The sequence below is a fragment of the Streptococcus rifensis genome (assembly GCF_053203525.1).
In genome coordinates this window covers 223,325-242,681 of record NZ_JBRUCW010000001.1, presented here as the reverse complement: position 1 = coordinate 242,681, position 19,357 = coordinate 223,325, and the positions used below count along the sequence as shown (strand labels likewise).

Below are 19,357 nucleotides of genomic sequence, written 5' to 3'. Positions count from 1 at the left end.
ACCATCTTTACTATGCCCATCCCTACGCCTCTTGGGAAAGAGGGACCAATGAGAACCATAATCGGCTCATTAGACGATGGTTGCCTAAAGGAACTAAGAAAACGACCCAGAAACAGGTCGCTTTCATTGAAAATTGGATCAATCATTATCCTAAGAAAATACTGAATTACTTATCTCCTGTAAAGTTTCTTGAAAATGGCTAACTTCTACTTGAAATTTAGCAAATCCCGATCATTGATAAACCTTGATTTGTTTATAACATTGGTACTCTGTTATTTTAGAACAACCTCTGCAAGAGCCTTTTGAATCATGATAACACTTGAATCCGACTTGAATTGTAAGATTTCAGCGGGCTCTCTAGCACTGGATACCCAAATTTTAAGTTCGGCATCTAAATCAAAATGTCCAGAAGTCTCCACTGTAAAACGTGAAATTGATCGATAAGGTAAGGATTTATAGGATGTTTTCTTACCCGACACCCCTTGCTTATCGACAAGTATCAAGCGATAATCCGTAAAGACAATCAAATCTCTAACCAAACTAAAGGCTAAATTAACCTGTTCGCCAGAAATAAGGATATCTTTTAAGTCTTTCTCTACCTTATCAACATCTTTTTGCGAGGCATTTCCTAATAATCCACTAAACAATCCCATAAAAACCTCCACTGATTTTCCTCTATTATATCTTTTTTCATTGGAAAGGTCTATTATTCTGACATTCTCTTAAAAACATCACTGGTTCAAAGCCTCTAATAGAATCTGGAAGTTATTTTCTAAATTCTCCAAATAGGTTTTATTGTTTTGAGGGTCAATTTCGAGCGGGCTAAGTGTTTTGATTTCAGCTCCTGTAGCGGAAGCTATGGTCTCAGCGATCTTAGGAGATACCCCTTCTTCTACAAAAATAGTTTTGACTTGATAAGTTTTTACAAACTCTTCCATCTCAGCTAACTGGCGTGACGTTGGCTCCTGTTCGCTAGAAATACCAGCAATACCCAGTTGCTCTAATCCAAACTCCTTGGCCAGATAAGAAAAAGCTGTGTGAGACGTGACAAAATACCTTGACTTCACCTGTTCAAAAAAAGGGGAGTAGGTGGCAACTAACTCTTTAGCTTTAGCTTCAAAGCTTGCCGCATTCTCACTGTAAACACCTGCATGGTCGGGATCGATCTCACTTAATTTTTGAGCTATCAGTTGCACTTCTTCTGCCGCTTTAAGAGGGCTATTCCAAGTATGAGGGTCATAGAGGCTTGTCTCATCCATCCCCTCAGATACCGCCATGTCTTCTAATCCTTTAACACGGTCAAGGTTCATCCCATCCGTGGCTTCGATAACTTGAACTTTGGACCCTTCCAAGTTAGGGGCTAGAGCACCCGCCCAACTTTCTAAAGCACGAGAATGATAAATAAAGATATCTGCTTCATTAATTGCCGCAATATCACTGGCAGAAGGTTCGAATCCGTGAATCCCTGTTCCAGATTGAATCACCCTTACGTTATGAAGGTCCCCTGTTACTTCTTTGGTCATGGCATATATAGGATAAAAACTCGTGACGATGTTCAGTTGATTACCTTCATCTTGTGCCTTCCTGTTCTGACAGGCTCCCAACATCAGTAAACCAGTTAAGCAACTGACAAAAAAAAACAATCGACTCAGTTTACAATTTCTCATACCACTTCTCCTTTGGTCTTCAAAACTATTTTACCAGTTAACTTCACAAAGTCAAGAAAAACCTTCAGAGCGGACTCTGAAGATCTTAGCTTATTTTTTCCCTTGCTGATAAAAGGCTTCAAGCGCTTCTTGCCAAGTTGGAATGGCAAAGCCAGTCGCTTTTGCTTTAGCTAAACTCATGGTTGAATTAAGCGGGCGTTTGGCTTTAGCTGGGAATTGATCAGAAGATACTGGGTTAACAGTGACATCCTTATCTTTCAAAATTTCTTTGGCAAAGTCATACCAGCTGATACCTTTTTCCGAATCATTTGACAGATGGTAATAGCCAAACGCTTGCTTGGTTTCGACCAAATGTATCATAAATTCTGCCAAAGTTCGTGTCCAAGTCGGACGACCAAATTGATCGTTGACCACACCCAAGGTATCACGGGTTTCCGCTAAGTTTTGCATGGTAAAGACAAAGTTTTTACCGTAATTTCCAAAGACCCAAGCGGTCCGAACGGTGTAGAATTTTCCAGCATATTTCTCCACTGCTTCTTCACCCAAACGTTTAGTACGACCGTACTCTGTTTGAGGGTTAGCCGGCTCATCCACTTCTAACTCTAAACCGACTGGCTTTTGGCCTTCAAAGACATAGTCGGTTGAGATGTAGACCAGGGTGGCATCGTACTTAGCTGCAGCCTTGGCCACATTTTCGGTACCAGTGACATTGATCTTGTAGTTTAGCTCTTTGCCTTCATCTTCAGCGGCATCAACTGCCGTATAGGCAGCACAGTGATAAACGATGGTTGGTTTCACATCTGCAAAAAAAGCATCGACTTTTTCAGCGTTTGTAATATCCATTTCCGCAACGTCTGCTGCGACATAGTCCACACCACGCTCATCCAATAAATAACGTAGTTCTGTTCCCAGTTGGCCATTAGCCCCTGTAATTAAAATCATGAAAGACTCCTATTTAATCACTTCTTGTACCTTAGCGTATTTCGCTTCGACAGCTTCTTTTTCAGCCTTCCACCAGTCTTGATTGTCTGTGTACCACTTGATGGTATCTTCAATACCAGCTTCAAAGTTGGTAAACTCTGGTGTCCACCCCAACTCATCGCGGAGCTTGCTGGCATCAATGGCATAGCGTAAGTCGTGACCAGCTCGGTCTGTGACATGGTCATAAGCGTCTTTTGGTTGACCCATTTTCTCCAAAATCAGTTCCAACACTTCCTTGTTGTTCTTCTCGCCGTCAGCACCAATCAAGTAGGTTTCCCCCATTTGGCCCTTGGTCAAGATCGCCCATACACCAGTTGAGTGGTCATTGGTATGGATCCAGTCTCGAACATTTTTCCCTTCACCGTAAAGTTTTGGCTTGATTCCTGCCAAGATGTTAGTAATTTGACGGGGAATGAATTTTTCGATGTGCTGATAAGGTCCGTAGTTGTTGGAACAGTTTGAGATAGTTGCTTTAACTCCAAATGAACGAACCCATGCCTTGACAATCAAGTCTGAAGCTGCCTTGGTTGAGGAATATGGTGAAGAGGGATTGTAGTTGGTGTCAGCAGTGAATTTCTCACCTGGACCTTCACCATGACCTGGCAAATCTTCCCGAAGGGGCAGGTCTCCGTATACCTCATCCGTTGACACATGGTGGAAACGAATGTCATATTTACGCGCCGCTTCTAAAAGTGTATAGGTTCCAATGAAGTTAGTATGGATAAAGGGACTAGGGTCATTGAGGGAATTGTCGTTGTGGCTTTCTGCTGCATAGTGAACGATGGCATCAGCTTTTGCTGCTAATTTGTCCACCAATTCCGCGTCTGCAATATCTCCCACGACCAATTCAACGCGGTCACCCAAAATTTCTTCAATATTCGCTCGGTTTCCAGCATAGGTCAATTTGTCCAGAACGGTCACATGAACGTCTGGATGGTTGTTGTATACGTAATGCACAAAGTTTGAGCCGATAAAGCCAGCTCCACCTGTGACGATAATATTTTTATATTGAGTCATATTTTAAGATACAAAGGGACGATTCGCTTGCGAAAATTCCGTAATCCGTAGAAAAATAGAAAATCTGACGAAGACGTCTTGTGTCCAGAAAGATTTATTTTTTTCCTAGAAATTTAGTCCCGTGTTCAGTTTAACGATGTGAACTGAACAGTCCTTTCTTGCTTATTTTCCTAATGCTTGTTTTAAGTAGTCAATTTTTGCGAAGTCTTTGTGATTGTTATTCTCAGCGCGATAGCTATCCTTGGATGAAGCCTGATAAATTTTGAGGTACTGTTCCAAATTTGGCAAGTAGTAATGAACACCTTCATCTTCTATTTCTTCTAAGTCTTCCAATTCTACACCAGCAAAACTCGGCAGAGAATGCAGGCCACCAAATTCAACAGAACGCCCATCCTTTTGAAACTCGTGTTCATGACGATCAACCAAGTGATAACCTAACTTCTCCATGATGGCATTGAGTTCATCAAAACGATAAATCCGCTCGTCATCAGGCGCTTCCCAACCGCGAGGGTCACTCGGGACATGAATATCCAAATCACGCGCCAACCAGGATTGACCTGTTCGCACTTCTAGTCCAACAGACCCCATCAAAAGAGGTGTTATTCCAATCTGATTTAATTCACGTGCAATTGCCAGAAAGTCTTGATACATGTCACAAATCCTCTTTGGTCAAGGGTTTGACATCCTTGAGCAAGATATGGTTGCTATCAGCTTCTGAGACCTCTGCTGCTTCTAAATTATCCCACTGGATACCAAGTGCTGGATCTGCGTAATTCACAAAGGCATACTTAGGTTTGAGTTCAAGTGCCCAATAATCGTTGACCAAATAACTGTATGAAACGGTGTCAGACAGAACCTGAAAGCCATTGGCCACACCGCGTGGCACAAAGATTCCCTTGCTTGCATCAATAACCGTCTGATAAACATTGCCAAAAGTCTCACCCTCACGTAGGTCAACCCAAGCCCCTAGCACCTTACCACCATCAGCTACTGAAATGTATTTGTCCCAAGGCTCTGCGTGCATGCCACGAAGAACATTTTTACGGGAAAAAGAGACATTATTCTGCAACTTACCTTCTGCAAAGAAGCTTTCAGGAAAACCAATCGGCACCATTTTTTCCTTTTGGAAATTTTCCTTGAACCACCCACGGTTGTCCCCGCGGACAGGGATATCAAACTCTAAGAGACCTGGAATAGCTTCAATTTTACGGCAAACTAACTCTTTATCAAAAAATTGTTCTGACATTAGGCTTCTCCAATCAAACGGAGCAAATACTGCCCGTATTCGTTTTTCTTGAGCGGTTGAGCTAGCTCATGGACTTGCTCCTTGCTGATGTAACCCATACGATAAGCGATTTCCTCAAGATTGGCAACCTGCATATTCTGCATGCGTTGAACCGTCTCAATATATTGGGCTGCTTCTAACAAACTTTCATGGGTTCCCGTATCGAGCCATGCAAAACCACGTTCCATAATCTCAACTGCCAAATCACCCCGGTCGAGATAGGCCTTATTGACATCTGTAATTTCCAACTCGCCACGGGCGCTTGGTTTAATGTTTTTAGCAATCTCAACGACATCATTGTCATAGAAATAGAGCCCTGTGACTGCATAATTGGACTTAGGAACCTCAGGTTTTTCCTCGATGGAAATAACATTCATGTCTTTATCAAATTCAACCACCCCGAAACGTTCTGGGTCTTTAACATGATAGCCAAAAACAGTCGCTCCTGAGTCCTTGTTAGCTGCGCGTTGTAACATTTTACTAAGGCCAGGGCCATGGTAGATATTATCCCCCAAAATAAGCGATACGCTGTCTTTTCCGATAAAGTCCTCGCCGATGATAAAGGCTTGCGCCAAACCATCTGGACTAGGCTGTTCGGCATAAGAGAGGCTGATACCAAGCTCTGAACCATCCCCTAACATTTCCTCAAACCGTGGCAGGTCTTGCGGAGTTGAAATAATTAAAATCTCTTTGATACCAGCCAACATCAAGGTTGACAATGGGTAGTAAATCATGGGTTTGTCATAAACCGGCATGAGTTGTTTTGAGGCCGCACGGGTCAATGGGTACAACCGAGTCCCAGAACCACCTGCTAAAATGATGCCTTTCATAGCATTCTCCTTTGCATGTAATTAATCTCATTATACCATAAGGCAAGACCAGTGTCAGTTGGAAAGAGTGAGTGGTCTTTTCCAAAACTGAAATATATGTTTTTTCCTAATGTAATACTCATTTAACATCAAAATCTGAATGCCGAAAGATAGGTTTGCTTGTTTGTTGTCAGCGATGATAAGCTAAACTGTTATCATCTCTTTGTTAATGGTTTGGAGAATTGGTTACAACTCAAACACTTGGAAAATTAGCATGCATTATCAGATTTTGATTTTATTTGAGTATAAGATCTATATGATTCATAATATGTTTGTAAATCGACTAGATTAAATTTTAAACCCTATTCCGTCATTTCAAAATGGAATAGGGTTTTTGATTACTGATAGCGAAAGGGATTAGTGTTGGCTTGGCTTTCTAAGATATTTATCTCCCAACCAGCTTCTTCCTGCCACTTTCTGAGCAGCTCGGCTATTTTGGTCACAAAAAGAACTTCGATATGGTGGCCTGGGTCAATAGCTAAAAGCCCTTGGGTCAACATGTCCTGAGCGGTATGGTAATAGATATCACCGGTGATATAGAGATCTGCACCAGCCTTGATAGCATCTGGATAAAAATCATCTCCAGATCCCCCACAAATAGCGACACGGGATATCACCTGATTCAAGTCTTGCTCATAGGAAATCACACGAAGCCCATCCAGACCAAACCTTTCTTTAACATGGGTAACAAAGTCTACTAATGGTTGAGGGGTAATAGTCCCAACACGACCGATGCCTGCTCCAGGATGAACCTCTGACAGGTAGCTGGTGTCTGTTATCCCCAAGAGCTCGCAGAACCAGTCATTGAGGCCGCCCTCGACAATGTCAATATTGGTATGACTAACATAAATCGCAATATCGTGTTTGATCAGATCCAGATACATCTTGGTTTGGGGCCTATCGGCAACTAGGTCCTTCAGCGGTTTAAAAATCGGAGCGTGTTTGACGATAATCAAATCGACCTTTCTTGCTATCGCTTCTGCTACAGTCTCCTCACGAACATCCAGAGCCACCATAACCCGTGAAATGTCCTTATTCAGAGTCCCGATTTGCAGACCAGAAATATCGCCTGGCATGCTGAGTTCTTGTGGGCAAAAAGCCTCATAACGGCTAATAATTTCACTTGCCTTCATCTAACACCTCCTTAATAGCTTCAATACGATCCAGCAGCAGTTGGCGTTCTGCTGGTTTTCCATCTGGAATTTTTTGTAAAATCACGTCGAGTTTTTCCGCTTCCCCTTGCCAGCGCTTGTGAAAAACAGCTGTCTGCTCACGGCTTAAAAAGGGACCAAAACGTAGCTCTTTTGCTGTCAGTTCTTGCTCGCCCTGCTCTGCTACAATCACTTCATAGAATTTGCCCTTTTCCTCTATGATTGCTTCAGCCACTATGGCAAAACCATGATTAACTAGCCAAGCACGAACCTCATCTTCACTGTTATTAGCTTGTAAAATCAGACGCTTGACCGAGGAGAGACTTTTTAAACCAGCTGCCAATATGCGAGAAATCAAGCGTCCCCCCATACCAGCGATAACCACCGTGTCAATCAAGTCCTCTTCGGTCATGGCAGCAAGACCATTTGCTAGACGCACCTCAATCACATCACTGTATTTTGAAGCTGCAACATGGGAAAGTGCTGATTGATAGGGGCCATCAACAACTTCACCCGCCACAGCGAAAGCAATCTGCTTCTTGGCCATGAGATACAGCGGTAAATAGGCATGATCACTCCCCACATCTAAAAGCCTTGCTCCTGATGGAACAAAGCTGGCAACAGTTCTTAAACGATCTGATAATTCTTCCATGTCAATCCTTGAATACATCTAAGGCTGCTTGAAAATCAGCCAGATTGCCCGCTGGTTGAGGGGTCAGATGGGCTTCACGCTCAGCCTGCTTGGCTTCGACTTGTCCAACAGTGGTAATCCCTTCACGTCGCCAATTGCGCAGAATGCCTTGGATATATTTCCAATTGGTCTTCCCATTAAAAACGGCTTCTCTAAGGGCAGCACGAACCAGCTCGCTAGACACACCTTCTTGCAAGTTTTTTTGTAAATCCTCAATCTCAAAAGGGCTGAGAAGACGACCCAATTCACGCTCAAAATCTTCCACAAGCGACTTGACCGCATTAGGTTTAGGTTGTGAAAGTTGCTCGTCCTTGGGAGAAAGGATCTTATCAAGCTTTTGTAAAGCCGGCATAGCATCGAAAAGCATTTCAATCTCCCCTCCTAACTCAATGGTTTTAAATTCCAAAAGTCCAGCCTCTTGGAGATTGGAAATGGACTGATTGATCTCGGCTACGCTTTTACCAATAGCTTCGGCAATAGTACTTGGTGCAAGTTCCTCATGTTTGGATGTGTTTTGGTAAAAGAAAAACTGCCAGACCAAGAAGTCATCCGTTGATGAAAAAATGGCCTTCCAATGAAAAAGTAAAGCAGCCGGTAAAACCACATTGCCTAACTTAAACTGCTGTAAATATGTCATAGTTCCTCTTTATAATCCTGCAAAAAACAGGGGATCGGACTGAGCTATTTGCCAGTCAAAAGGTGTTTCTTGATAGACCGCATAATTAATCCAGTTACTAAAAAAGAGAGCAGCTGCTAAATTCCAACGTAAGCGTGGATTTTGGTTAGAATCATCATTTTCAAAATAATTGACAGGAACCCTCGGGTTAACGCCTGCTGCCAAGTCACGTTGGTATTCCTTAGCTAATGTGTCTCGATCATATTCTAAATGGCCAAAGCTATATACTTCACGTAGATCTTTTGTAGCCAAAATAGAGAGACCAACCTCAGTTCCTTCTGCCAACACCTCCAGATTATCAATAACTGATATGGCCTCTGGAGCCACTGTCGTATGACGAGAATGAGGGGCCAAGAAGGTGTCATCAAACCCTCGTAACAAAGGATTAGTTGGTTTCACAACATCCTGTTTAAAAATACCAGACAACTTCTCTGGCAAACGGGATTTGTCAACCCCATAGCGTGCATAAAGTCCTGCTTGAGCACCCCAACAGATATGAAGTGTGGAGTGCACATGGGTCTTAGACCACTCAATCACTTCAGCTAATTCATTCCAGTAGTTCACTTCCTCGAATGGGAGATTTTCAACTGGTGCTCCAGTAATAATCAACCCATCATAATAGCGACTTTCTACCTGCTTAAAGGTCTTGTAAAAAGCTTCAAGATGTTCAGTGCCAGTATTTTTTGACTTATGACTGGTCATTTGCAAAAACTCGATATTGAGTTGCAAAGGCGTATTAGCCAATAATCGCAAGAGTTGCGTCTCTGTCACAATCTTAGTTGGCATCAAGTTCACAATCAAAACATTCAAAGGACGAATGTCCTGATGCATTGCCCTCTGATCATCCATGACAAAAATATTTTCGGACCGAAGCACTTCGACAGCTGGCAACCCCTGATCAATTTTTATAGGCATGGTATTCTTCCTCCACACATAGAAACATTATCTTTATTATAAGATTATAAGGCAGTTTTCCGCCATTTCAGACAGGTGTTTTTTAGAAAGAGGCATGGGCTTAACCTATAGTCTCTAATTCTATGCTTATTCACCATTAGCTATTCCGATGAGCTTCGTCTTCTTGATGACGGTATTGTTCCATCTTATGTTTAAAGAGTTCACCATTGCTTGGTGGGGTATAAGTTACTGCATTAGCGCCCGCTGCAATAACTGCACGAATAGTATCTTCACTCGGACCACCAGTAGCCATTATCGGCACTTCAGGGAACTGCTGACGAATTTGCTTCACCATCTCAACTGTACTGGCTCCACCAGAAATATTTAAGATATCGACCCCTGCCTCAAGCCGAGAAGCAATATCAGAATGTTCTGAAACAACTGTATAGATGATAGGCACATCAATCATCTCATTCATCTGCTCAATGGTGTCAACACTTGTCGGGCCATTCGTTACTACTGCCATAGCTCCCTCAGATTCCGAAAACAAACTCATGTTAGCCGATCGATACCCTTGGGTCAAGCCACCACCAACACCTGCAAATACTGGAATAGTTGCCACGGACATAATACTTTTTGCGATGGCAGGGCTCGGTGTAAATGGATAGACTGCCAAAACCGCATCAGCGTTTGTATTGGCAATAATAGCAACATCAGTCGTGAAAATAACCGCTCGAATCAAACGTCCATAAATCTTTATTCCAGAGCATTCCCAAATCGCCTTGGGCATCTTTACGATATCTTGCCGCAGGTCAGACATGACCTTGGGCGCTTTGACAAGTTTTGCTTCTTCAGTCATCGGCTTCTTTACCTTTATTTTTTTAATAGTGCATGAGTACCTTATAATCATAGTCCCCAATGGCTTCACGGCCATTAAGGTCATCCAACTCAATCAAGAAGGCACAGCCTGCTACGATACCACCCAATTTTTCAATCATTTCGATAGTTGCCTTAACCGTTCCACCAGTTGCCAGCAAATCATCAACGATTAAAACGCGCTGCCCAGGTTTAATAGCATCAGCATGCATGCATAAAGTATCTGTTCCATACTCTTTCTCATAAGTGGCAGAAATCACTTCACGAGGTAATTTCCCAGGCTTACGAACAGGGGCAAACCCAATACCAAGCTCAAAGGCTACAGGACAACCCACAATAAACCCACGCGCCTCAGGACCGACAATCATATCGATTTCCTTATCTGTCGCATACTGTACAATGTCACGAATCGCATAACTGTAGGCATTCCCATCAGCCATCAGGGGGCTAATATCACGAAAAACAATGCCCTCTTCAGGGTAATTATCGATGCGGGCGATATAGTCTTTTAAATTCATTTGTTATCTCTCTTTTAAAAAGTTTTTACACGCTATTATAGCATATTTTAACCGGTTAGCCTATTTTTCTCTTTTAAAATGGGCTAAGGTTTGGTTTCTAACGTTCCGACCGCCATTCGGCGTAGAATTGGCCTAAGTAGGCTTCTAAAAAAGCATGACGTCCCTCTGCTAACGTTCTGGCCATATTTGTATTCATCAAATCTTTGAGCTTCAGTAGTTTTTCATAAAAGTGCAAAATAGCCGTGCCATCATCGGATCGATACTCTGCCAGCGTCATCTGCACTCTTGGTTCCAAAGCAGGATCATGAATGAGGCGACCTTTGTGCCCAGAGTAGGCCATGGTTCTGGCAATCCCGATAGCTCCGAGCGCATCCAGACGGTCAGCATCCTGAACGCACTCTCCTTCCAAACTCAGCGGTTTTTGAGCCTTTTGGCCACCCCGGTAAGACATGTTGGCAATGATGTCTAATATAGCACTGCAATCTCTTTCAGGAAGACCGAGCTGCGACAGGAAGTCATCTACTTTTTTAAGCCCCACTTCCTCACTGCTATTTAACTTGTCATCCGCCACATCATGAAGAAGGGCTGCCATCTGACAGATAAAACGATCAGCGCCTTCAGCCTGAGCCAGGCGCAAAGCCATATCCCTGACGCGAACGATATGCCACCAATCGTGGCCACTGGCATCATCTTGAAACAGGCTCTGCACAAACTCTTCTGTCTTGGTGATATATTCTTGAAGGCTCATCGATTCACCTCCTCTACTTATCTTCTCCAGAAGCAGGTTCTTCAGGAGCCACCTCTTTAGCCCTAATGGCTTGGTAGATTTCCTGAACCGTTCCTAAGGCCATTAATTCTTGGAATTTAACTTCTTGTCGAAGGGCTTGGTAGATCGTACTTTCTTCAAAATTTCGTTTAGCTGCCCCTTTATTGACTGTCATCACACCATCTGAGATGGTCACAAACCCAAGTTCTTCGAAAATCTGGACCATTTTCACCAGAAGAATCTGAGGAATTTTAAGGTAATTGGCTAACTCGCCAAGTTTATAGCGAACATCAAATTCGGGGTATTGGTAGATGGTCTTGTAAAATTTAGCATATTGTTCTCTGGTTCCATAGCCAGATAGGTAGTAAGCTTTCTTGATATCATTTTTAAAATAAATCGCCTGAAATTCACGCCCCTCAAAAAGATCCTGAAGGATTTCCAGAGACTCAGGAACGTCAATCAGCACAGCCACATCCTCATCATCCTGATCCGAAATAGTTGGAACACCTGCAGGAATAGGGAGATTTTTAGCCCGAATATCAAAGAGTTGAACACCCGACACTCGCGCATCGACCAACATTAACTGGACGCTTGTGTTGCCATTCCATTGGTTAACCGATAAGGTCACAGCCAGTTCCAAACCTTTCACCTGCAGAAATTCATTGACCTGTGACCCTAGTCCAAAGGCAACCACGTCCAACTCCGTGCCAGCCTGATTGACTCTAAACTTGAGATGACTATTATCTTGTCCCATAACACGAGCAGAGACCACCTTCAGGTTTTGAAGGTAGAAAACAGGCTGTCTATTGTCCATACCAAAGGGGGCTAGCTTATCTAAGCCCTTTACCGTTTCCAAGGTCAGTTGTGATAACTCGAGAGCTTCATCAAGAAAAAGTTTTGGCTTTTGCTCTTTATCCCTTACAGTTTCCTTGACAAAGCTTCCAAGGACTTCCGCTAAGTCTTCCAGTTTGTCTGTTTCTAGGGTCATCCCTGCCGCTCCCGCATGACCACCAAAAGCAACAAAGAGCTCTGGATGCGGACTAAGTGCCTCAAACATATTCACGGCTTCGGTTGATCTTGCAGACCCCTTAGCCAGACCATCAGCTATTGTTAGAACGATTACAGGCTGATTAAATTCTTCAAGGAGACGCCCTGCCACAATTCCAAGAACACCTGGATTCCAACCTTCTTTGGCCAATACCTGAACGGGGTTGTCTGCATTAACCATGGCTCTAGCTTCCTCATAGATGGCCTGAACCACAGCCTTACGCTCCGTATTTTTATCCTCAATCAGTTGCGCGATGTCGCGCGCTTCTTCGTCATCAAAGCCTGTTAATAGCTCAATAGCTGGATTGGGATCGTCCAAACGGCCTAGAGCATTGAGACGCGGTGCAATTTGAAAGCCTACTGTTTCTTCCGTTAGGTTTGCCAAGTCAAGGCCAGCTAATTGAGCTAATTCTTGTAACCCTATGCGTTGCGTTCTTTTAAGAACTTCAAGGCCGTACTTGACCAAGACCCGATTTTCACCAGTTATGCTGACCATATCAGCAATCGTTCCAATAGCCACTAAATCTAGCAGTTCCATATTGACATCGTCTAAAAGGGCACAGGCTAATTTGAAAGCAACCCCACACCCTGCCAAGTGTTTAAAGGGATAATCCGCTTCGGGATGTTCCGGATGGACCACCGCAAAAGCATCTGGCAACTCTGCAGGCAAACTATGATGGTCAGTCACAATCACATCCACACCTTGCTCTTGCGCATAGTTAATAGCCTCGTGTCCTGCAACACCATTATCGACTGTAAGGATAAGACTGATGCCTTCTTGTTCAATGAAATACTTATAGACACTGAGATTAGGACCGTACCCGTCGGTGAAACGATTGGGGAGATAAACAATACTTTCAGCTCCGAGCTCATCCAGAGTCTCTTTTACAATGCTGGCGCTAGTCATGCCATCGGCATCATAGTCCCCATAGATTAGGATTCCTTCCCCATTTTCGATTGCTTGACGAATTCTTCCTACACTTTTTTCCATATCCTGTAAGAGATAGGGGTCATGAAGGTCCTCAATAGACGGGGCTAAAAATGACTGTAACTGTATCTCATCTCTGATGCCACGGGCATATAGCAACTGCGCTGATAACTCGTCTAGCCCTTTCTTTTTGGCCATTTTTAAAAAGGATGTATCCACCACTGCTGGAGAAAGTTTCCAGTCATATCTTGTCTTTATCATTCTTGTCCACTCTTCTTATTTCAATCCACTCTATTATAACATGAATCAATCAGTCAGGTAAAAAATCGGTGATTCCTTTTTAGTTTTAATTATGATATGATTAATAAAGTCTAAGATTGATGAAGAAAAGGATTAATGAACATGATACAAAAAGTTAAATTAGGTTACTTTAACAACAGAAATTTTATTCGTATTATTAGTTATAGTTTGTTGTCAGTAGCCTTGCTCTTAATCACTTGGTTGTTTGACTATCGTCTTCCAGGTTTAAAGACTTATTTGCCTGATTTTTTACTGTTATCAACCAATGTCTCTACTTCCTTTTTATCCAATCTATCTGGGGTCTTTTTAACAGTTACGACATTTACGCTGACCACTATTCTAACCATCCTCAATTATTATTCCAGTTCCTTTACACCACGAATCGTTCAAGATTTTATTGACAAACCTCATGTTCTAAGCCTTTTTGGTGTCCTCATTGGCGGCTTCTTTTACACTGTTTTAGCCCTTTTCTTCTTGCAAAATCTCTCTGAAGATGTGATGGTTATCTCCGGAACAATCGCCATTTTTTACGCCGTGACATCTATGATTGCCTTTGTCTTATTCGTCAGGCGGGTTCTGCGTGACATCAAGTATGACAATGTGATTGATAATGTCTTTGCTCAGGCGAATCGTTTGATCATCACAGAATCTGAGCAACGTAAATCCTCTGAACGTTATGATGCTGAAAAATTCCAATCAAAACTTAACATATTTGGCCAATCAACAGGCTACCTCTACCATATCGATCATAAAGCTCTCCTCACAACCTTAAAAGATATCCCTTGCGAACTGGTCATTACTAAAAAAATCGGTGAATATATTCCAAAAGGCGTTTACATCGCTACCTTAAACTTTCTCAATCAAAATGAGTTGTCCCATGAAGAAGAAATCGAACTGGCTAAAAAGATTTCAAATGCCCTTGTCTTTAATACGGTAAAAAACGAAAGCCAAGATTACCATTTTGAAATTACTAATATCATTGAAATCGCCTTGAAAGCCCTTAGTCCAGGGGTGAATGACCCCAATACTGCCATTATCTGTATCAATAAATTAGCCCTACTCCTTGGAAAGCTTTTCTCCAGCCAGAATCACTTCATCCTACTAGCATCTAACGACAATGCCAAAGTCGTGTACCATTCTTATTCTGTGGAAGAAGAAATGTATCTGACCTTCAACCAAATTTTATTTTATGGAAAATCAGACCCTGCTGTTGCTAGAGCCATCTTAGAAAGTATTTACCTCATCTACATGATTTCAGACAGGAGTGCTCAAGCAGAAGTGAAAAAATTCTTTCAGTATAGCTATACCTTATGCTTAGAAGCGCTATCCTCTAAATTAGATCAAGACATGCTAAGCCGCATCAAAGACGATTTTGATCAAAACAAAGACCATGTCTCCGATGAAAAAGCGTTACGAAGCGCCGATTAATGCGCAAAGAAAATCAAAAAGACCTCTCGATGTGCCCTATGAACGAGAGGTCTTTTAAGTCATGTTAGTTGCCTAATGCTCTAGTCCGCTCAATGGCAGCGTTAACAGCTGAAATAGTCGCGTGACGGAAGCCGTTTTCTTCTAGAGCAACGACGCCAGCGATGGTGGAACCACCTGGCGAGGTGACTTGGTCTCTAAGAACAGATGGATGTGTCCCTGTCTCCAACATGAGCTGGGCCGCACCAAGCAAGGTTTGAGCAGAGAGTTCTAAAGCATCTGCTCGCTGCAAGCCATTTTGCACGCCTGCGTCTGCTAAGGCCTCGATCATTTGAAAGACAAAGGCTGGTCCACAGCCTGCTATACCAGTCGCTGCATCAATAGAACTTTCAGGCAGCGCAAGGAGTTTTCCAGAATTGGCCATGACTTCTGTAAAGAGCTGATTGTCCCGCTCAGCACGCGCACTTTCACTTAGGCAATAAGTCGTCATGCCTTGCCCAACCGCAACAGGCGTGTTGGGCATCATCCGAATTAGTCCCGCTTCACTTGGTAACAGCTCTGCTATTTTGGAAAGGGGCAATCCTGCAGACATGGAGACCCAGAGAGCCTTTTTGTTTTGAGCAATAGCTGGCGCTAAAGTCCTCAACAACTCTGTAACCTGATAGGGTTTCACCCCAAGAAAAATCATGTCACAGCTTGCTGCTATTTCTTGGTTTGACCCTAAAACAGCGTTTGGAATATGAGCTTGCAACACTGCTGCTTTTTGAGGGTTATGACTAGATAAATAGAGGGTATACTTAGCAGCGTCAATGCTTTTTGCAATGGCTGCTCCCATGTTACCAACGCCAATAAAACCGATTTTCATGTATTACCCCCTTACCTGTCCATCACCTGTGATAATGTACTTATAGGTTGTCATTTCACCTAGTCCCATCGGGCCACGGGCATGCATTTTCTGCGTGGAAATCCCAAGTTCACAGCCCAAGCCAAACTGACCCCCGTCGGTGAAGCGGGTTGAGGCGTTGACATAGACCGCAGCGCTGTCGACTTGTAGGGTAAACTGATCGGCGTTCTCTTTGGTTTCAGTGATAATAGCTTCGCTATGCCCTGTTGAATGTTGAGCAATGTGCTCAATGGCTTCAGAAGTGCTTGCTACAACTTTGACCGCTAGAACATAATCTAAAAATTCAGTGTCAAAATCATCTGGACCCGCAAGAGTAGCTGTCTCTAGGTACTCCTTGGCTTTTGCTTCCGCTCTAAAGGCCACTTGACCAGCTAAGCTCGCTTCAAGGCGGGGTAAGAAAGCCTCTGCTACTGCCTCATGGACCAAAAGCACTTCTATAGCATTGCAAACAGATGGGCGACTGGTTTTGCCATTGATGGCAATGGCTAAGGCCTTGTCTAAGTCAGCAGACTCGTCCACGTAGAGGTGGCAAATGCCTGTTCCCGTTTCGATGACGGGCACCGTCGCATTCTCAACTACCGCCTGAATCAGCCCAGCACCACCGCGCGGCACCAGTAAATCTACCTTGTCTTTGGCCGTCATGAGCTCCGTTGCAGACTGGCGACTGGTGTCTTGGACTAGTTGGATGACTTCTGGAGAGATACCCGCTTTTACTAAGCCAGCCTTTAAAGCTGTAACGATGGCATTGGCCGATTGGAAGGCTTCTTTGCCACCGCGAAGAATACAAGCATTCCCACTTTTAATGGCCAAGGCTGCCGCGTCTGAAGTGACATTTGGTCTGCTTTCGTAAATCATAGCCACTAGGCCAAAGGGCACGGATTTTTTAACAATCTTTAGTCCATTTTCCAAAGTCTCGTCAGAAAGTTCTAGTCCTACTGGATCTGGCAAGTCAATCAAAGCTCGAATACCATCAGCCATCTCCTTAATCCGCTCTTGATTGAGCATCAGGCGGTCCAGCATAACCTCTGAAATCTGACCTTTGCTATTAGCCATATCACTCTCATTGGCTACAATAATCTCGGAACTAGCTGCTTCGAGGCTATCCGCCATTTCAGCTAGGGCCTGATTTTTTTGATCTGTTGTCGCAAAGTTGATGGCTTTTTTATGAGCCACCAAGGTATCTAATAACTCTTGTGTTGAAATTGTCATCGTTTCTCCCCCTTTACAGGCTCACCCAATCGTTACGGTGTATGAAAATCCCTTCCGGATTGAGCTGGGTCATCTTGTTTTTCAAGTCCGTTGAGGACAGCTTAACACGTCCCTTGCCAATTAAGCTTTGGTCTTTTTGGCTAAAGACAGACACAATATCCCCTTCGTTAAAATCACCTTCCATGGCTTTAACACCAGAGACTAAGAGGCTTCGACCATGTTCTGTCATGGCCAGGCTAGCCCCCTCATCCAGGTAGACGGCTGCGTCAGTCCTCGCATAAAAAGCCAACCACTGCTTGCGTTGTGTTAGCTTTTGGGTATCGGCATGAAAGAGCGTTCCCTTATTGGACTGAGTGACGGCATCTATCAAGGCGGTATCTGAGGCTGATGAGCAGATATAAACAGGTACACCTGAGCGTGTGGCAAGAACGGCTGCCTGAATCTTGGTCATCATGCCTCCGGTTCCATTTTCCGAACCTGCCCCACGTGCCATCCGATGTAAATCGTCGCTGATTTGCTTCACTTCAGGGATATGCTGCGCATCGGGGTCTGTGGTAGGGTTAGCAGTGTAGAGGCCATCCACATCTGTCAATAGAACCAGCAAGTCCGCCTTAAGGAGCGATGCAACCTGGGCAGATAAGGTATCATTATCTCCTACCTTGATTTCCTCGACGGCTATCATGTCATTTTCATTGATGATGGGAATAGCGCCTTGCTTTAATAAGACCTGCATGGCCTGAGAAACATTCTGGTAGCGTCTGGCATCCGCAAAATCGTCTTGGGTCAAGAGAACCTGAGCCGATACGATACCATCTTCAAGGAGGTATTTGGTGTATTCTTCAATCAGAAGTCCTTGGCCTACCGCAGCGGATGCTTGATTTTCAGCGATACGAGTCGGTCGTTTGTCAAAGCCCAATCGTCTAAAACCAGCCGCAATAGACCCAGAGGTTACCAAAATCAGTTGATACCCTTCTCGGTGCAAACTCGCCAACTGGCGCGTAATTTTTTCAATCTTTGCTGGCACCAAATTGCCATCCGAATCGGTTAGGGAGCTAGTCCCTACCTTAAAAACGATTTTCTGATCCGCCATAATTCTCTCTCACTGTGATATTAAGCTTCATTATAGCATGATTTTGACCAGAAAAAAAGACTGAAACCAGTCTTTCTTGCTAGTAGCTGTACTCACCTAAAATATCCTGACCAGAATTGATACACTTGGCTCCCTCCCTAATCAAGTGATGGCAACCATCTGACTGGCCGTCCAGAATGCTACCTGGTATGGCAAAGACATCACGCCCTTCTTCTAAGGCCCGCTCACAGGTGATCAAACTTCCTGAACGCATCTTGGCTTCAGCTACGATTACCCCACTGCTGAGCCCTGCAATGATGCGATTGCGTTCTGGAAAGTGAAATTTCAGCGGTTGTTCCCCAGGCTCGTATTCGCTTAAGACCAATTGGTTCCTACTTAGGTATCCCTGAAGTTCCTTATTCTCCTTGGGGTAAAAAACGTCTAGGCCTGTACCAATTACTGCAATGGTCTGGCCACCGTTTTTGAGACTGGCCATGTGGGCTGCCGTATCAATACCTCGCGCCAATCCACTAACAATGACAAATTGATTCTTTAATTCCTTGATGATTTTCTGGACAGATTTGGTCCCTGTTTGGCTAGCCTTTCGGCTCCCCACGATTCCTAATTTTGGCTTTTGAAGCAAGTCCAGATTGCCTTGGTAAAAGAGCAAGGTCGGTGGGTTGTAAATCTCTCTCAGGGCTAAAGGATAAGCCTCATCAAGAATAGACAGCGAGGGAAATTGCTCAAACTGCTCACGGCATTTATCACTATCCAGATTACGATAACGCTCCAAGATTACAGCTGGGTTCTTCACTTCTGAGACGATAGCAATATCTCGGTCCGATAATGCTTTACCTAATTTTTGTGCATAAGCAAGCACTCGGTTGATTTGCAGGTTGGTCAGGCCTGCCTGTTTCCACTTAAAAATATCAAATGCTTTCATGATAGTCCTCCATTTCTTTATTCGAAAAAAGAGCCAGAAAAAAACCTTTTCCATTCAAAAAGGTCTTTCTGCTCTTAAATGTCATAAAAAATGTCTTCAGTTTATCCGATATGTTGCAAATGGCTGACTGAAAGGTATCCT

At 43.6% G+C, this 19,357-nt stretch carries 21 protein-coding genes; 2 read left to right on the top strand and 19 right to left on the bottom strand.

Annotated features, from left to right (window positions below):
• A partial coding sequence (locus ACVRYP_RS01180; protein WP_447466949.1) for a transposase occupies positions 1 to 203 on the top strand: 203 nt, incomplete at its 5' end.
• 69 nt (positions 204 to 272) lie between these two features.
• Here the strand turns inward: ACVRYP_RS01180 and ACVRYP_RS01175 are convergent.
• From ACVRYP_RS01175 to recJ, 15 genes are all read right to left on the bottom strand, one after another.
• On the bottom strand, positions 273 to 653 hold the full coding sequence (locus tag ACVRYP_RS01175; RefSeq protein WP_447466948.1) for a PH domain-containing protein: 381 nt from the start codon (positions 651 to 653) through the stop codon (positions 273 to 275).
• 78 nt (positions 654 to 731) lie between these two features.
• A complete protein-coding gene (locus ACVRYP_RS01170) occupies positions 732 to 1,667 on the bottom strand; it encodes a metal ABC transporter solute-binding protein, Zn/Mn family (RefSeq protein WP_447466947.1) in 936 nt (311 codons plus the stop codon).
• A gap of 90 nt (positions 1,668 to 1,757) precedes the next feature.
• Positions 1,758 to 2,609, bottom strand: a complete 852-nt coding sequence (gene rfbD, locus ACVRYP_RS01165; RefSeq protein WP_447466946.1) for a dTDP-4-dehydrorhamnose reductase — start codon at positions 2,607 to 2,609, stop codon at positions 1,758 to 1,760.
• 9 nt (positions 2,610 to 2,618) lie between these two features.
• Positions 2,619 to 3,665: a dTDP-glucose 4,6-dehydratase gene (gene rfbB, locus ACVRYP_RS01160; RefSeq protein WP_447466945.1), complete on the bottom strand. Its 1,047-nt coding sequence runs from the start codon at positions 3,663 to 3,665 to the stop codon at positions 2,619 to 2,621.
• 162 nt (positions 3,666 to 3,827) lie between these two features.
• Entirely contained in the window at positions 3,828 to 4,316 is a 489-nt protein-coding gene (locus tag ACVRYP_RS01155; protein WP_447466944.1) for a phosphoribosylanthranilate isomerase, read from the bottom strand.
• A 1-nt stretch (position 4,317) separates the two neighbouring features.
• Positions 4,318 to 4,911, bottom strand: coding sequence for a dTDP-4-dehydrorhamnose 3,5-epimerase family protein (locus ACVRYP_RS01150; protein WP_447466943.1), 594 nt, complete (start codon positions 4,909 to 4,911; stop codon positions 4,318 to 4,320).
• The gene (gene rfbA, locus ACVRYP_RS01145) at positions 4,911 to 5,780 is read right to left on the bottom strand and encodes a glucose-1-phosphate thymidylyltransferase RfbA (RefSeq protein ID WP_447466942.1); all 870 of its coding nucleotides are present in this window, start codon (positions 5,778 to 5,780) and stop codon (positions 4,911 to 4,913) included. Before rfbA ends, ACVRYP_RS01150 begins: the two co-directional genes overlap by 1 nt.
• A gap of 377 nt (positions 5,781 to 6,157) precedes the next feature.
• Complete coding sequence (locus ACVRYP_RS01140; RefSeq protein ID WP_447466941.1) at positions 6,158 to 6,952, bottom strand: Nif3-like dinuclear metal center hexameric protein; 795 nt, start codon at positions 6,950 to 6,952, stop codon at positions 6,158 to 6,160.
• A complete protein-coding gene (locus ACVRYP_RS01135) occupies positions 6,939 to 7,622 on the bottom strand; it encodes a tRNA (adenine(22)-N(1))-methyltransferase (RefSeq protein ID WP_447466940.1) in 684 nt (227 codons plus the stop codon). The genes ACVRYP_RS01140 and ACVRYP_RS01135 overlap by 14 nt, the downstream gene beginning before the upstream one ends.
• Position 7,623: 1 nt before the next feature.
• On the bottom strand, positions 7,624 to 8,298 hold the full coding sequence (locus ACVRYP_RS01130) for a DnaD domain-containing protein (RefSeq protein WP_447466939.1): 675 nt from the start codon (positions 8,296 to 8,298) through the stop codon (positions 7,624 to 7,626).
• A 9-nt stretch (positions 8,299 to 8,307) separates the two neighbouring features.
• Positions 8,308 to 9,252 carry a homoserine O-acetyltransferase MetA gene (gene metA / locus ACVRYP_RS01125; RefSeq protein ID WP_447466938.1) on the bottom strand — a complete coding sequence of 315 codons (945 nt, stop codon included), beginning with the start codon at positions 9,250 to 9,252 and terminating at the stop codon, positions 8,308 to 8,310.
• 136 nt (positions 9,253 to 9,388) lie between these two features.
• Positions 9,389 to 10,090: a hydrolase gene (locus ACVRYP_RS01120; protein ID WP_447466937.1), complete on the bottom strand. Its 702-nt coding sequence runs from the start codon at positions 10,088 to 10,090 to the stop codon at positions 9,389 to 9,391.
• Positions 10,091 to 10,112: 22 nt separating this feature from the next.
• A complete protein-coding gene (locus tag ACVRYP_RS01115) occupies positions 10,113 to 10,625 on the bottom strand; it encodes an adenine phosphoribosyltransferase (RefSeq protein WP_307121889.1) in 513 nt (170 codons plus the stop codon).
• Between the two features lie 97 nt (positions 10,626 to 10,722).
• Positions 10,723 to 11,373: an HD domain-containing protein gene (locus ACVRYP_RS01110; protein WP_447466936.1), complete on the bottom strand. Its 651-nt coding sequence runs from the start codon at positions 11,371 to 11,373 to the stop codon at positions 10,723 to 10,725.
• 13 nt (positions 11,374 to 11,386) lie between these two features.
• On the bottom strand, positions 11,387 to 13,627 hold the full coding sequence (gene recJ / locus ACVRYP_RS01105) for a single-stranded-DNA-specific exonuclease RecJ (RefSeq protein WP_447466935.1): 2,241 nt from the start codon (positions 13,625 to 13,627) through the stop codon (positions 11,387 to 11,389).
• Between the two features lie 141 nt (positions 13,628 to 13,768).
• Here recJ and ACVRYP_RS01100 point away from each other — a divergent pair, with 141 nt between their 5' ends.
• Entirely contained in the window at positions 13,769 to 15,094 is a 1,326-nt protein-coding gene (locus ACVRYP_RS01100; protein WP_447466934.1) for a DUF2254 family protein, read from the top strand.
• A 64-nt stretch (positions 15,095 to 15,158) separates the two neighbouring features.
• On the opposite strand, the gene proC is transcribed toward ACVRYP_RS01100, so the two are convergent.
• The 4 genes from proC to dprA form a co-directional block, all read right to left on the bottom strand.
• Positions 15,159 to 15,956: a pyrroline-5-carboxylate reductase gene (gene proC / locus ACVRYP_RS01095; protein WP_447466933.1), complete on the bottom strand. Its 798-nt coding sequence runs from the start codon at positions 15,954 to 15,956 to the stop codon at positions 15,159 to 15,161.
• A gap of 3 nt (positions 15,957 to 15,959) precedes the next feature.
• Positions 15,960 to 17,204, bottom strand: coding sequence for a glutamate-5-semialdehyde dehydrogenase (locus ACVRYP_RS01090; protein WP_447466932.1), 1,245 nt, complete (start codon positions 17,202 to 17,204; stop codon positions 15,960 to 15,962).
• Positions 17,205 to 17,217: 13 nt separating this feature from the next.
• On the bottom strand, positions 17,218 to 18,294 hold the full coding sequence (gene proB / locus ACVRYP_RS01085; RefSeq protein ID WP_447466931.1) for a glutamate 5-kinase: 1,077 nt from the start codon (positions 18,292 to 18,294) through the stop codon (positions 17,218 to 17,220).
• Positions 18,295 to 18,373: 79 nt separating this feature from the next.
• Positions 18,374 to 19,216 carry a DNA-processing protein DprA gene (gene dprA, locus ACVRYP_RS01080; protein ID WP_447466930.1) on the bottom strand — a complete coding sequence of 281 codons (843 nt, stop codon included), beginning with the start codon at positions 19,214 to 19,216 and terminating at the stop codon, positions 18,374 to 18,376.
• Between the last annotated feature and the right edge of the window lie 141 nt (positions 19,217 to 19,357).

Coding starts and splice junctions, on each gene's coding strand:
- ACVRYP_RS01175 (WP_447466948.1), bottom strand. CDS start 653: ATGGGATTGTTTAGTGGATTATTAGGAAATGCCTCGCAAAAAGATGTT.
- ACVRYP_RS01170 (WP_447466947.1), bottom strand. CDS start 1,667: ATGAGAAATTGTAAACTGAGTCGATTGTTTTTTTTTGTCAGTTGCTTA.
- rfbD (WP_447466946.1), bottom strand. CDS start 2,609: ATGATTTTAATTACAGGGGCTAATGGCCAACTGGGAACAGAACTACGT.
- rfbB (WP_447466945.1), bottom strand. CDS start 3,665: ATGACTCAATATAAAAATATTATCGTCACAGGTGGAGCTGGCTTTATC.
- ACVRYP_RS01155 (WP_447466944.1), bottom strand. CDS start 4,316: ATGTATCAAGACTTTCTGGCAATTGCACGTGAATTAAATCAGATTGGA.
- ACVRYP_RS01150 (WP_447466943.1), bottom strand. CDS start 4,911: ATGTCAGAACAATTTTTTGATAAAGAGTTAGTTTGCCGTAAAATTGAA.
- rfbA (WP_447466942.1), bottom strand. CDS start 5,780: ATGAAAGGCATCATTTTAGCAGGTGGTTCTGGGACTCGGTTGTACCCA.
- ACVRYP_RS01140 (WP_447466941.1), bottom strand. CDS start 6,952: ATGAAGGCAAGTGAAATTATTAGCCGTTATGAGGCTTTTTGCCCACAA.
- ACVRYP_RS01135 (WP_447466940.1), bottom strand. CDS start 7,622: ATGGAAGAATTATCAGATCGTTTAAGAACTGTTGCCAGCTTTGTTCCA.
- ACVRYP_RS01130 (WP_447466939.1), bottom strand. CDS start 8,298: ATGACATATTTACAGCAGTTTAAGTTAGGCAATGTGGTTTTACCGGCT.
- metA (WP_447466938.1), bottom strand. CDS start 9,252: ATGCCTATAAAAATTGATCAGGGGTTGCCAGCTGTCGAAGTGCTTCGG.
- ACVRYP_RS01120 (WP_447466937.1), bottom strand. CDS start 10,090: ATGACTGAAGAAGCAAAACTTGTCAAAGCGCCCAAGGTCATGTCTGAC.
- ACVRYP_RS01115 (WP_307121889.1), bottom strand. CDS start 10,625: ATGAATTTAAAAGACTATATCGCCCGCATCGATAATTACCCTGAAGAG.
- ACVRYP_RS01110 (WP_447466936.1), bottom strand. CDS start 11,373: ATGAGCCTTCAAGAATATATCACCAAGACAGAAGAGTTTGTGCAGAGC.
- recJ (WP_447466935.1), bottom strand. CDS start 13,627: ATGATAAAGACAAGATATGACTGGAAACTTTCTCCAGCAGTGGTGGAT.
- ACVRYP_RS01100 (WP_447466934.1), top strand. CDS start 13,769: ATGATACAAAAAGTTAAATTAGGTTACTTTAACAACAGAAATTTTATT.
- proC (WP_447466933.1), bottom strand. CDS start 15,956: ATGAAAATCGGTTTTATTGGCGTTGGTAACATGGGAGCAGCCATTGCA.
- ACVRYP_RS01090 (WP_447466932.1), bottom strand. CDS start 17,204: ATGACAATTTCAACACAAGAGTTATTAGATACCTTGGTGGCTCATAAA.
- proB (WP_447466931.1), bottom strand. CDS start 18,294: ATGGCGGATCAGAAAATCGTTTTTAAGGTAGGGACTAGCTCCCTAACC.
- dprA (WP_447466930.1), bottom strand. CDS start 19,216: ATGAAAGCATTTGATATTTTTAAGTGGAAACAGGCAGGCCTGACCAAC.